This is a genomic window from Citrobacter sp. Cs237 (assembly GCF_030332325.1).
GTDB lineage: Bacteria > Pseudomonadota > Gammaproteobacteria > Enterobacterales > Enterobacteriaceae > Citrobacter_A > Citrobacter_A sedlakii.
The window spans coordinates 281,950-294,651 of the sequence record NZ_JAOWIB010000108.1; the positions used below are offsets into that span (position 1 = coordinate 281,950).

The window sequence follows — 12,702 nt, forward strand, 5'->3', positions numbered from 1 at the left end:
CAATACGCATAATGCGCCCCGCAACGCCGATAAGGTAACGCGAAAAAAGAGGGCTACGTAGCTCAGTTGGTTAGAGCACATCACTCATAATGATGGGGTCACAGGTTCGAATCCCGTCGTAGCCACCATCTTACGAAATGTCGATTGATTCGGCAGATTCAGAAAAATTTGTTGGGGTATCGCCAAGCGGTAAGGCACCGGATTCTGATTCCGGCATTCCGAGGTTCGAATCCTCGTACCCCAGCCACATTTTTCAGACGTTCCGCTAACGAACGTAAGAAGTACGCCAATTGGGGTATCGCCAAGCGGTAAGGCACCGGATTCTGATTCCGGCATTCCGAGGTTCGAATCCTCGTACCCCAGCCACGTTAAAAAAGCTCGCTTCGGCGAGCTTTTTGCTTTTATGAATTCCGAAAGTCCCAGCCAGCCGTATACATGTTCTGCCTCTGTCGCTAGATTAAGCCGCGGCAGATAAAGGGACGTTACGATGAACTACCAGATTTTTCCGTTTATATTTACCCGGACGGCAACGCTGTTCCTTTTTGTTTTCGCCGTCGTGCTAACTTTCTTTGACCTTTCCGCGTTGCTAACCTACCTCATTCTGGTCGGTTTACTCTTTCCCATCGGCATATCAATGCGCCTGCACCAGCTCAACGAAACGGGAGTAGCGCTCACGCTGACGGAGAAGACCCACAATATCACCTACATTCATGGCTTACCGGCGCATGAACAGCGGGTGGTTATTAAAAACCCCTGTTTCTGGTCGAAAAAACGTATTCAGCAATTTTATACCTTCAGCTTTCTTGGGAAGCTAATTTTACAGGGGGTCTGTATCGCGATATTGGCACGCGAATATCTCCTGACAGCAGAAAATGCCGCAACAGACATCGTCGCCCTGCTCATACTTGTGTATATGCTATCGATGTCAGGGAGAAGCGCCTATATGCTATATCGCATCGCCACCCATCGTTGGCGCTGTGAACCCCTGACGACCAGCAGCGGAAGCGTCTGGTATCAGGGATTTTTATTCGAAGGAAACAACAGAGTAACGCTGTTCGAGCGGCTACTTTAAGCGCGTGTTACAACCCTAACGCATACTTCAGCGCCTGGCGTTTAACGACACCCGCACGTTCAGCAGCCATCAGGCCGAGGTTGCGCAGCATACGCAGCGGCGGCAGGTTATTACTGAATCCAGCGTAAAACAGATCCATGCCACTCTGCATCATAAAGTTATCCGCCATGCGCCGCATTTGGTAGCGCTTCAACACCGGCTGGCTGGCCCAACGTTCCCCATAGCTGCGCGCATTTACCAGCACATCGATCAGCGCATCGACATCGCGATAGCCGAGGTTCACCCCCTGCCCGGCCAGCGGATGAATGGTATGTGCCGCATCGCCCACCAGCGCCAGGCCCGGCTGAACATACTGCAACGCGTGTCGACGGGTCAGCGGGAACGCACCTGCGGCCAGCGGCGTCACCGGCCCCAGCCGCGCCGGGAAATGTTTTACGATTTCCGCCTGCAACTGCGGCATGCTCAGGGTCTGCAACTGGCGAATACGCGCTGGCGCGTCATACCACACCAGCGACGCCCAGCGATCAAAGAGCGGCAGAAAGGCGCGCGGGCCATCCGGCGTAAACTGCTGCCAGGTGCTGTCCCCCGGCGCCTGTTCGCACTGAACGCTGATCAGCATGCACGACTGCGCATACTGCCAGGCGTGAATGCCAATGCCAGCCAGTTGGCGCACCTGTGAATTCGCGCCGTCAGCGCCGACCACCAGCTTCGCCATAATCTGCTCGCCATCTGCCAGCTCCAGTACCTGACTGTCGTGATGACGATGTAGCGCCGCAAGCGACGCAGGGACTCGCAGGGTAACGTTCGGATGCGCCTCCAGCGCCTGCCACAGCGCCTGCTGCAAAACAGTGTTCTCGACCATATAGCCCAGCAGCGGAAGCTTCAGTTCCGCAGCGTCAAAAACAACGTGGGCATTTTCCCATTCCCAGGTTTCCAGCCGACGATAAGGATGGCTGCGCATCCCTTGTACCGCATCCCAGACGCCCAGGCTTTTCAACAGCGAAACAGACGCGGCGCTGATCGCGGAAATACGCACGTCGGGCCGGCTGTCCGCCGCAAAGGGCGCTGGCGCGGCGTGTTCAATCACCGTGACCGTAAATCCGTTCTGCGCCAGTCCCAGCGCCAGCGCGCCGCCGACCATTCCTCCGCCGACAATGGCCACTTCCGTTGGTTGATTTGTCATGGTCATTCATCCTGTTACGTGAATCAGATAAGTTTACAGGATTTTTTACCCCTTGAGGCTGATAACGGTCATACTGGTCACAACCGCGGCAAAGCATTACACTATGCGCCCTGCAATTCAGCCACTATTTCGCAAGAGCAAGTCGATGACCAAAAAACTCCATATTAAAACCTGGGGCTGTCAGATGAACGAATACGATTCATCGAAGATGGCCGATCTGCTGGATGCCACTCACGGGTATCAACTGACCGACGTGGCGGAAGAAGCGGATGTGCTGCTGCTGAATACCTGCTCTATCCGCGAGAAGGCTCAGGAAAAAGTCTTCCACCAGTTAGGCCGCTGGAAGCTGCTGAAAGAGAAAAACCCCGATCTGATTATCGGCGTCGGCGGCTGCGTAGCGTCTCAGGAAGGCGAACATATCCGTCAACGCGCTCACTATGTCGACATTATTTTTGGCCCGCAGACGCTGCACCGTCTGCCGGAGATGATCAACTCCGTTCGTGGCGATCGCAGCCCGGTGGTGGACATCAGCTTCCCGGAAATCGAGAAATTTGACCGTCTGCCGGAACCGCGCGCGGAAGGGCCGACCGCTTTCGTTTCTATTATGGAAGGCTGCAACAAATATTGTACCTACTGCGTGGTGCCGTACACCCGTGGTGAAGAGGTCAGCCGTCCGTGCGATGACATCCTGTTCGAAATTGCCCAACTGGCGGCTCAGGGCGTGCGTGAAGTGAACCTGCTCGGTCAGAACGTTAACGCCTGGCGCGGTGAGAACTACGACGGCACAACCGGATCTTTCGCCGACCTGCTGCGTCTGGTCGCCGCCATCGACGGTATCGATCGCATTCGTTTTACGACCAGCCATCCGATCGAGTTTACCGACGACATCATTGAGGTTTACCGTGATACGCCGGAACTGGTGAGCTTCCTGCACCTGCCGGTGCAGAGCGGCGCGGATCGCGTACTTAACCTGATGGGACGCACCCACACGGCGCTGGAATACAAAGCGATTATCCGTAAACTGCGCGCGGCGCGCCCGGATATTCAAATCAGCTCCGATTTTATCGTCGGCTTCCCGGGGGAAACCACTCAGGATTTCGAGCAGACCATGAAACTGATTGCCGACGTCAATTTTGACATGAGCTACAGCTTTATCTTCTCTGCGCGTCCGGGTACCCCGGCAGCCGACATGGTGGATGACGTGCCGGAAGAAGAGAAAAAGCAACGACTGTATATTCTTCAGGATCGCATTAACCAGCAGGCAATGGCCTGGAGCCGCCGTATGCTCGGCACCGTTCAGCGCATTCTGGTCGAAGGCACGTCGCGTAAGAGCATCATGGAACTGTCCGGTCGTACTGAAAATAACCGCGTGGTCAACTTTGAAGGCACGCCGGATATGATCGGTAAGTTTGTCGACGTGGAAATCACCGACGTCTGGACCAACTCCCTGCGCGGTAAAGTGGTACGTACCGAAGACGAAATGGGCCTGCGTATCGCCGAAACGCCGGAATCGGTCATTGCCCGCACCCGTAAAGAAAACGATATTGGCGTCGGGTTCTACCAGCCTTAACGCCTTCAGGCCCGCTACGCTGGCGGGCCTTGTAATTCTTCTCGCCGCCCCCATTTCTACTGCAATGCTTGCGCCTTTATCCACTGGCGTGAATAATTTCCTTATCAGCCGGTGAACGTTCATCTTCCGGCTACCTATGCATAAGAGGAACAGTTTGAACACAGACACTCGCGAAATTACCCTTGAGCCCGCAGACAATGCCCGCCTGCTGAGCCTTTGCGGCCCGTTTGACGACAACATCAAACAGCTGGAACGCCGTCTCGGCATCGAGATTAACCGCCGTGACAACCACTTTAAACTGACCGGTCGCCCAATTTGCGTTACCGCTGCGGCAGATATTTTGCGCAGTCTGTATGTTGATACCGCGCCGATGCGCGGCCAGATTCAGGACATCGAACCGGAACAGATTCATCTCGCCATTAAAGAGGCGCGCGTGCTTGAGCAGAGCGCCGAAAGCGTGCCGGAATACGGCAAAGCGGTGAACATTAAAACCAAACGCGGCGTCATTAAACCTCGCACGCCGAACCAGGCGCAGTACATCGCCAATATTCTCGACCACGACATCACCTTCGGCGTCGGTCCGGCGGGTACCGGTAAAACCTATCTGGCGGTCGCGGCGGCGGTCGATGCGCTGGAACGTCAGGAAATTCGTCGCATTCTGTTGACCCGCCCAGCGGTTGAAGCGGGTGAGAAACTCGGCTTCCTGCCGGGCGATCTCAGTCAGAAGGTCGATCCGTATCTGCGCCCGCTGTATGACGCGCTGTTTGAAATGCTCGGCTTTGAGAAAGTGGAAAAGCTGATCGAGCGCAACGTGATTGAAGTCGCGCCGCTGGCCTATATGCGCGGACGCACCCTGAATGACGCGTTCATTATTCTTGATGAAAGCCAGAACACCACCATCGAACAGATGAAGATGTTTCTGACCCGTATCGGCTTTAACTCAAAAGCGGTGATCACTGGCGATATCACACAGATTGACCTGCCGCGCAACACGAAGTCCGGGCTGCGTCACGCGATTGAAGTGCTGGCGAACGTCGAAGAGATCAGCTTCAACTTCTTCCACAGCGAAGACGTAGTGCGCCATCCGGTGGTCGCGCGCATCGTGAACGCTTATGAGGCCTGGGAAGAAGCGGAACAAAAACGCAAAGCCGAACTGGCGGCGGAGCGCAAGCGTGAAGCGCAGGAGCAAGAGCAGAAATGAATCCGGTGATCCTTGATTTACAGCTGGCGTGTGAAAACAACGCGGGCCTGCCGGACGAAGTCCAGTTTCAGACATGGCTGAATGCGGTAATCCCGCAGTTTCAGGAAGAATCAGAAGTGACGATTCGCCTGGTCGATACCGCGGAAAGCCACGATCTCAACCTGACCTACCGAGGAAAAGATAAGCCGACCAATGTGCTCTCCTTTCCGTTTGACGCGCCGCCGGGTATTGAGATGCCGTTGCTGGGCGATCTGGTTATCTGCCGTCAGGTGGTTGAACAGGAAGCGCAGGAACAGGGCAAGCCGCTGGAAGCCCATTGGGCGCATATGGTGGTACACGGCAGTTTGCATTTACTCGGCTACGACCACATCGAAGACGATGAGGCCGAGGAAATGGAAGCCCTCGAAACAGAGATTATGCTTGCTCTGGGCTATGAGGATCCGTACATTGCCGAGAAGGAGTAGCACTCCTTCATTTTGCAGGCCTGAGACGCGTAGCGCCATCAGGCGATAAATGCCGTCAGCGGCTGAGTTTACGCCTGACGCGCGTTCGATTAACTAACATGAGAACCCATACGACGCCATGAGCGACGACAATTCACACAGTAGTGACACGTTAAGCAACAAGAAGGGATTTTTCTCCCTGTTACTGAGCCAACTTTTCCATGGTGAACCGAAAAACCGTGATGAACTGCTGGCGCTGATCCGTGATTCCGGGCAAAACGAGCTGATCGATGAAGATACGCGCGACATGCTCGAAGGGGTAATGGATATTGCGGACCAGCGCGTTCGCGACATCATGATCCCCCGCTCCCAGATGATTACCCTGAAACGCAACCAGACGCTGGACGAATGCCTCGATGTCATTATCGAGTCCGCCCACTCGCGTTTTCCGGTGATCAGCGAAGACAAAGATCACATTGAAGGGATTCTGATGGCGAAGGATTTGCTGCCGTTTATGCGCAGCGACGCCGAAGCCTTCAGCATGGAAAAAGTGTTACGCCAGGCCGTTGTCGTCCCGGAGAGCAAACGCGTTGACCGGATGCTCAAGGAGTTCCGCTCACAGCGTTATCATATGGCTATCGTCATCGACGAGTTCGGCGGCGTCTCTGGTCTGGTGACCATTGAAGACATCCTTGAACTGATCGTAGGTGAAATCGAAGACGAGTATGACGAAGAAGACGATATCGACTTCCGCCAACTCAGCCGCCACACCTGGACCGTCCGCGCGCTCGCGCCGATTGAAGATTTTAATGAAGCTTTCGGCACCCACTTTAGCGATGAAGAGGTCGATACCATCGGCGGCCTGGTGATGCAGGCGTTTGGTCACCTGCCCGCCCGCGGTGAAACCATTGACATTGATGGTTACCAGTTCAAAGTGGCCATGGCCGACAGCCGCCGTATTATTCAGGTTCATGTCAGAATTCCGGATGACTCCCCCCAGCCAAAACTGGACGAATAAAACCGAACGGGAAGAAGAACTCAATGGCATTTGCCTCTTTACTTGAACGCCAGCGCATTCGCCTGCTGCTGGCGTTATTATTCGGGGCCAGCGGGACGCTGGCATTTTCTCCGTATGACATCTGGCCCGCGGCGATAATTTCGCTTATGGGCCTGCAGGCGTTAACCTTAAACCGACGTCCGCTCCAGTCCGCCGCTGTCGGCTACTTCTGGGGGCTGGGATTGTTCGGCACCGGTATCAACTGGGTGTACGTCAGCATCGCGCAGTTTGGCGGGATGCCTGGTCCGGTCAACGTCTTTCTCGTGGTGCTGCTCGCCGCTTACCTTTCTTTGTATACCGGCCTGTTTGCCGGGATCCTGGCGCGCCTGTGGCCGGAAACCCGCTGGCTGCGCGTGGCGATTGCCGCGCCAGTGGTCTGGCAAATCACCGAGTTCCTGCGCGGCTGGGTTCTGACCGGCTTCCCGTGGCTGCAGTTTGGCTACAGCCAGATTGACGGCCCGCTGAAGGGGCTGGCGCCGGTAATGGGCGTCGAGGCGATCAATTTTATGCTGATGATGACGAGCGGCCTGCTGGTGCTGGCCCTCGTCAGCCGAAACTGGCGCCCGCTGGCGGTGGCGGCGGTACTGTTTGCGCTGCCTTTCCCGCTGCGATACATCCAGTGGTATACGCCGGAACCCGAAAGGGCGACCCGGGTTTCTCTGGTGCAGGGGGATATCCCGCAGTCGCTGAAGTGGGACGAAAGCCAACTGATCAATACGCTGAAAATCTACCTTGATGCCACCCAACCGCTGATGGGGAAATCGCAGCTGATCATCTGGCCGGAATCCGCAATTCCGGATCTGGAAATTAACCAGCAGCGCTTTCTCGGCATGATGGACGATTTGTTACGTTCAAAAAACAGTACGCTCATTACCGGCATCGTTGACGCGCGCCTGAACAAGCAAAACCGTTACGACACCTACAACACGATTATTACGCTGGGTAAAGACAATCCTTACAGCTACGACTCAGGCAATCGCTACAACAAAAACCACCTCGTGCCGTTTGGCGAATTTGTGCCGCTGGAGTCGATCCTGCGTCCGTTAGCGCCCTTTTTTGATCTGCCGATGTCCTCATTCAGCCGCGGTCCGTATATCCAGCCGCAGTTGCACGCCCATGGCTTCGCCCTGACGGCGGCCATTTGCTACGAGATCATTCTGGGCGAACAGGTGCGGGATAACTTCCGTCCGGACACCGACTACCTGCTGACCATCTCTAACGACGCATGGTTCGGCAAGTCGATTGGCCCGTGGCAGCACTTCCAGATGGCGCGGATGCGTTCGCTGGAGCTGGCAAGACCGCTGCTGCGTAGCACCAACAACGGGATAACCGCGGTAATTGGCCCGCAGGGCGATGTCCAGGCGATGATCCCTCAGTTTACGCGTCAGGTGCTGACCACCACCGTGACGCCGACCACAGGCTTAACGCCGTATGCCCGTACCGGCAACTGGCCGCTGTGGGCGATAACCGCCCTGTTTGGTTTTGGCGCACTGCTAATGAGCTTGCGTCAACGCCGGAAGTAACCCTCCCGCGTAATCTCGCCGGATGGCGGCCCTGGCCCGTCTCCGGCGTTTCCTTTCTCCTGCTATTCCATTCTGGCACGTCTATTGCTTTGTAATACAAGGCAAACCTGTTTTAAGCCCAACGTGCAACCGGGACGCACCAACGCGGTTCATCGGTAGCACCGAAACAGTGCAATGAAAGATTTTTGCCTCCGGATGGTGCGGCGCACTTCGCAAAAATAAACAATAACGCAGCAATATCTTTACATTCAGCCAAACTAAATGTTAACAAACAGGTACAACACTGCACGCGCAAGTTGCAGACGATAACAACATCACAATGGGTATCAATGCGCCGATGGCGCAGACGATAAAGGAGTTGGATATGCAATTACGTAAGCTAGCCACAGCAATGCTGGTTATGGGGCTGTCTGCCAGTGTGGCGCACGCGGAAGACGCCGCGCCTGCTGCGGGCAGCACGCTGGACAAGATCGCCAAAAACGGCGTCATTGTCGTGGGTCACCGTGAGTCATCCGTACCGTTCTCGTATTATGACAATCAGCAGAAAGTGGTGGGTTATTCTCAGGACTACTCCAACGCCATCGTTGAAGCGGTGAAGAAGAAGCTGAATAAGCCTGACCTGCAGGTGAAGCTGATTCCGATTACCTCCCAGAACCGTATTCCGCTGCTGCAAAACGGCACTTTCGATTTTGAGTGCGGCTCTACCACCAACAACGTTGAGCGCCAGAAGCAGGCCGCATTCTCTAACACCATCTTTGTCGTCGGTACCCGCTTGCTGGCGAAAAAAGGCGGCGACATTAAAGACTTCCCGGATCTGAAGGGCAAAGCGGTGGTGGTGACTTCCGGTACCACCTCGGAGATTCTGCTGCACAAGCTGAACGACGAGCAAAAAATGAATATGCGCATCATCAGCGCCAAAGACCACGGTGACTCCTTCCGCACGCTGGAAAGCGGTCGCGCAGTCGCGTTCATGATGGATGATGCCCTGCTGGCGGGCGAACGCGCGAAGGCGAAGAAACCGGACAACTGGGAAATCGTCGGCACAGCGCAGTCCGAAGAAGCTTACGGCTGCATGCTGCGTAAAAACGATCCGGATTTCAAAAAATTGATGGATGAGACCATCGCCCAGGCGCAAACCTCTGGCGAAGCGGCAAAATGGTTTGATAAATGGTTTAAAAACCCTATCCCGCCCAAGAACCTGAACATGAATTTCGAACTCTCTGACGAAATGAAGGCCCTGTTCAAAGAGCCAAACGACAAAGCACTTAACTAACAACAATGAAATAGGGCGAGATCTCCTTGCCCTCTCGATTGCTGGTCAGCACGGACAGACTATACGCCTGATGGTCGTTCCCCATCAGGCCTGAAAACCGAAACACGCTGATCAACAATCTTCGAGGGTAGCGCTGCTACCCTTTTTTTTCGGAGTAGATGTATGTCAATAGACTGGAACTGGGGTATTTTTTTACAGGAAGCCCCCTTCGGCAACACCACCTATCTCGGCTGGCTCTGGAGTGGCTTTCAGGTCACCGTGGCGTTATCCATCACCGCCTGGATCATTGCTTTTCTCGTCGGCTCGTTATTCGGCATTCTTCGCACTGTGCCAAACCGTTTTCTTTCCGGTATCGGCACGCTTTACGTGGAACTGTTCCGTAACGTTCCGCTGATCGTGCAGTTCTTTACCTGGTATCTGGTCGTGCCGGAACTGCTGCCGGAAGATCTCGGCATGTGGTTTAAGGCAGAACTGGATCCCAACATTCAGTTCTTCCTGTCGTCAATGATCTGTCTGGGGCTGTTTACCGCCGCCCGCGTTTGTGAGCAGGTACGCGCGGCAATTCAGTCGCTGCCGCGCGGGCAAAAGAATGCGGCGCTGGCCATGGGACTGACGCTGCCGCAGGCGTATCGTTACGTGCTGCTGCCTAACGCTTACCGGGTGATCGTACCGCCGATGACCTCAGAGATGATGAACCTGGTGAAAAACTCGGCCATCGCCTCCACCATCGGTCTGGTCGATATGGCGGCGCAGGCGGGCAAGCTGCTCGATTACTCCGCCCACGCCTGGGAATCCTTTACCGCCATTACCCTGGCATACGTATTAATTAATGCCTTCATCATGCTGGTGATGAACCTGGTGGAACGGAAAGTCCGCCTGCCTGGCAATATGGGAGGCAAATAATGTACGAATTTGACTGGAGTTCCATTGTCCCTTCCCTGCCGTATCTGCTGGACGGCCTGCTGATTACGCTGAAAATCACCCTGACAGCGGTGGTTGTGGGGATTGTCTGGGGCACGCTGCTCGCGGTAATGCGCCTCTCAAGCTTTGCGCCGATCGCCTGGTTTGCCAAAGCCTACGTTAACGTTTTCCGCTCCATCCCGCTGGTGATGGTACTGCTGTGGTTCTACCTGATTGTGCCGGGGCTACTGCAGGATGTGCTGGGCCTGTCGCCGAAAACCGATATCCGTCTGATCTCGGCGATGGTGGCTTTTTCGATGTTCGAAGCGGCGTATTACTCCGAGATTATCCGCGCCGGTATCCAGAGTATTTCCCGCGGACAGTCAAGCGCTGCGCTGGCGCTGGGGATGACCCACTGGCAGTCGATGAAGCTCATCATTCTGCCGCAGGCGTTTCGCGCGATGGTACCGCTGCTGCTCACGCAGGGCATCGTCCTCTTCCAGGACACCTCCCTTGTTTACGTTTTAAGCCTTGCGGACTTCTTCCGCACCGCGTCCACGATTGGCGAGCGTGACGGCACGCAGGTTGAAATGATCCTGTTTGCTGGCGCCGTCTACTTTGTTATCAGCCTGAGCGCGTCGTTGTTGGTCAGCTATTTGAAGAAAAGGACAGTTTAATGATTACCCTGAAAAATGTTTCGAAATGGTATGGTCACTTTCAGGTGTTGACCGACTGCTCCACGGAAGTAAAAAAAGGCGAAGTGGTGGTGGTCTGCGGTCCCTCGGGTTCCGGTAAGTCAACGCTGATTAAAACCGTTAACGGCCTGGAACCCGTGCAAAAAGGCGAAATTACCGTCAACGGTATAATGGTCAACGACAAGAAAACGGATCTGGCGAAGCTGCGCTCGCGCGTCGGCATGGTGTTCCAGCACTTTGAGTTATTTCCACATCTGTCGATCATCGAAAACCTGACGCTGGCGCAGGTCAAAGTGCTTAAGCGCGATAAAGCCCCTGCCCGTGAAAAAGCGCAGAAACTGCTGGAGCGCGTCGGCCTTGCCGCCCACGCCAACAAGTATCCGGCGCAGCTTTCCGGCGGCCAACAGCAGCGTGTGGCGATTGCCCGCGCGCTGTGCATGGATCCGATCGCGATGCTGTTTGACGAACCCACGTCGGCACTCGACCCGGAGATGATCAACGAAGTGCTGGACGTCATGGTTGAGCTGGCCAACGAAGGGATGACCATGATGGTGGTCACGCACGAAATGGGCTTTGCGCGTAAAGTGGCGAACCGGGTGATTTTTATGGACGAAGGGAAAATTGTCGAAGACTCGCCAAAAGAAGCGTTCTTCGCTAACCCGCAATCCGAACGCGCAAAAGACTTCCTTGCGAAAATCCTGCATTGATCCTGACGGCGCGCACGGCAGAGTGCGCGCCATCTCACGCTTTCTTGTTTCGCTCCTCGAATCCTTTTCAACCCGGCGTTACCCTTGCCGCAAAAGTAGCGCTTACAAGGAGCAACAATGGCACTTCCGATTTTGTTTGATTGCGATCCGGGTCATGACGACGCTATCGCAATGGTTTTCGCCCTCGCCTCACCAGAACTTGATGTTAAAGCCATTACCGCCTCCGCCGGCAACCAGACGCCAGAGAAAACGCTGCGTAACGTGCTGCGTATGCTGACGTTGCTGAAGCGTACCGATATTCCGGTCGCGGGCGGGGCGGTGAAGCCATTAATGCGCGAGCTGATCATCGCCGATAACGTTCATGGCGAAAGCGGGCTGGACGGTCCGGCGCTGCCGGAACCGGCTTTTGCGCCGCAGCCCTGCACCGCCGTCGAGTTAATGGCGAAAACCCTGCGCGAAAGTCCACAACCGGTCACCATCGTCTCGACCGGTCCGCAGACCAACGTTGCGCTATTACTGAATAGCCACCCGGAACTGCACGCCAACATTGCGCGAATAGTGATCATGGGCGGCGCGATGGCGCTGGGTAACTGGACGCCCGCCGCCGAGTTTAATATTTTTGTCGACCCGGAAGCGGCGGAAATCGTCTTCCAGTCGGGCATTCCGGTCGTGATGGCGGGACTGGACGTCACGCACAAAGCGCAGATCCATGCTGATGATACCGAACGTTTTCGCGCCATCGGCAACCCGATCGCGACCATCGTCGCTGAACTACTCGATTTCTTCCTCGAGTATCATAAAGATGAAAAATGGGGATTCACCGGCGCGCCGCTGCATGACCCCTGTACCATCGCCTGGCTGCTGAAGCCGGAGCTGTTTACCACCGTGGAGCGCTGGGTCGGCGTCGAAACGCAGGGTAAGTACACGCAGGGAATGACAGTCGTGGATTACTATTTCCTGACGGGCAATAGACCGAACGCCACCGTGATGGTGGATGTCGATCGCGAAGGGTTTGTGGATCTTCTGGCTGAACGCCTGACGGCTTACGCGTAATATTTGCCGGATGGCGACACCGCCA

At 55.4% G+C, this 12,702-nt stretch carries 12 protein-coding genes and 3 tRNA genes; 14 read left to right on the top strand and 1 reads right to left on the bottom strand.

Annotated elements, in window-relative coordinates:
• The first annotated feature begins 51 nt into the window (after positions 1 to 51).
• The 4 genes from OGY07_RS18385 to OGY07_RS18400 all read left to right on the top strand — a co-directional run bounded on the left by OGY07_RS18385 (position 52) and on the right by OGY07_RS18400 (position 1,072).
• Positions 52 to 128 (top strand) — tRNA-Met (locus OGY07_RS18385).
• Between the two features lie 44 nt (positions 129 to 172).
• A tRNA-Gln gene (locus OGY07_RS18390) sits at positions 173 to 247 on the top strand.
• Positions 248 to 291: 44 nt separating this feature from the next.
• Positions 292 to 366: transfer RNA gene (locus tag OGY07_RS18395), tRNA-Gln, on the top strand.
• Positions 367 to 487: 121 nt separating this feature from the next.
• Positions 488 to 1,072: a hypothetical protein gene (locus OGY07_RS18400; RefSeq protein ID WP_286602259.1), complete on the top strand. Its 585-nt coding sequence runs from the start codon at positions 488 to 490 to the stop codon at positions 1,070 to 1,072.
• Between the two features lie 7 nt (positions 1,073 to 1,079).
• On the opposite strand, the gene ubiF is transcribed toward OGY07_RS18400, so the two are convergent.
• Entirely contained in the window at positions 1,080 to 2,255 is a 1,176-nt protein-coding gene (gene ubiF / locus OGY07_RS18405) for a 3-demethoxyubiquinol 3-hydroxylase (RefSeq protein ID WP_286602262.1), read from the bottom strand.
• 145 nt (positions 2,256 to 2,400) lie between these two features.
• On the opposite strand from ubiF, the gene miaB reads away from it, so the two are divergent.
• From miaB to rihA, 10 genes are all read left to right on the top strand, one after another.
• A complete protein-coding gene (gene miaB / locus OGY07_RS18410; RefSeq protein WP_042285454.1) occupies positions 2,401 to 3,825 on the top strand; it encodes a tRNA (N6-isopentenyl adenosine(37)-C2)-methylthiotransferase MiaB in 1,425 nt (474 codons plus the stop codon).
• Between the two features lie 154 nt (positions 3,826 to 3,979).
• Positions 3,980 to 5,026, top strand: a complete 1,047-nt coding sequence (locus OGY07_RS18415) for a PhoH family protein (RefSeq protein ID WP_042285455.1) — start codon at positions 3,980 to 3,982, stop codon at positions 5,024 to 5,026.
• Entirely contained in the window at positions 5,023 to 5,490 is a 468-nt protein-coding gene (ybeY, locus tag OGY07_RS18420) for an rRNA maturation RNase YbeY (RefSeq protein WP_060568904.1), read from the top strand. The genes OGY07_RS18415 and ybeY overlap by 4 nt, the downstream gene beginning before the upstream one ends.
• Before the next feature lie 118 nt (positions 5,491 to 5,608).
• The gene (gene corC / locus OGY07_RS18425) at positions 5,609 to 6,487 is read left to right on the top strand and encodes a CNNM family magnesium/cobalt transport protein CorC (RefSeq protein WP_042285457.1); all 879 of its coding nucleotides are present in this window, start codon (positions 5,609 to 5,611) and stop codon (positions 6,485 to 6,487) included.
• A gap of 23 nt (positions 6,488 to 6,510) precedes the next feature.
• A complete protein-coding gene (gene lnt, locus OGY07_RS18430; protein WP_286602267.1) occupies positions 6,511 to 8,049 on the top strand; it encodes an apolipoprotein N-acyltransferase in 1,539 nt (512 codons plus the stop codon).
• A gap of 364 nt (positions 8,050 to 8,413) precedes the next feature.
• A complete protein-coding gene (locus OGY07_RS18435) occupies positions 8,414 to 9,322 on the top strand; it encodes an amino acid ABC transporter substrate-binding protein (RefSeq protein ID WP_286602270.1) in 909 nt (302 codons plus the stop codon).
• 162 nt (positions 9,323 to 9,484) lie between these two features.
• Positions 9,485 to 10,225, top strand: a complete 741-nt coding sequence (gltJ, locus tag OGY07_RS18440) for a glutamate/aspartate ABC transporter permease GltJ (protein WP_042285465.1) — start codon at positions 9,485 to 9,487, stop codon at positions 10,223 to 10,225.
• Positions 10,225 to 10,899 (top strand): glutamate/aspartate ABC transporter permease GltK, encoded by a 675-nt coding sequence (gltK, locus tag OGY07_RS18445; protein ID WP_042285468.1) that lies wholly within the window; start codon positions 10,225 to 10,227, stop codon positions 10,897 to 10,899. The genes gltJ and gltK overlap by 1 nt, the downstream gene beginning before the upstream one ends.
• Positions 10,899 to 11,624, top strand: a complete 726-nt coding sequence (gltL, locus tag OGY07_RS18450) for a glutamate/aspartate ABC transporter ATP-binding protein GltL (protein WP_042285471.1) — start codon at positions 10,899 to 10,901, stop codon at positions 11,622 to 11,624. The genes gltK and gltL overlap by 1 nt, the downstream gene beginning before the upstream one ends.
• Positions 11,625 to 11,741: 117 nt before the next feature.
• The gene (rihA, locus tag OGY07_RS18455; protein ID WP_286602275.1) at positions 11,742 to 12,677 is read left to right on the top strand and encodes a pyrimidine-specific ribonucleoside hydrolase RihA; all 936 of its coding nucleotides are present in this window, start codon (positions 11,742 to 11,744) and stop codon (positions 12,675 to 12,677) included.
• Positions 12,678 to 12,702 lie beyond the last annotated feature (25 nt).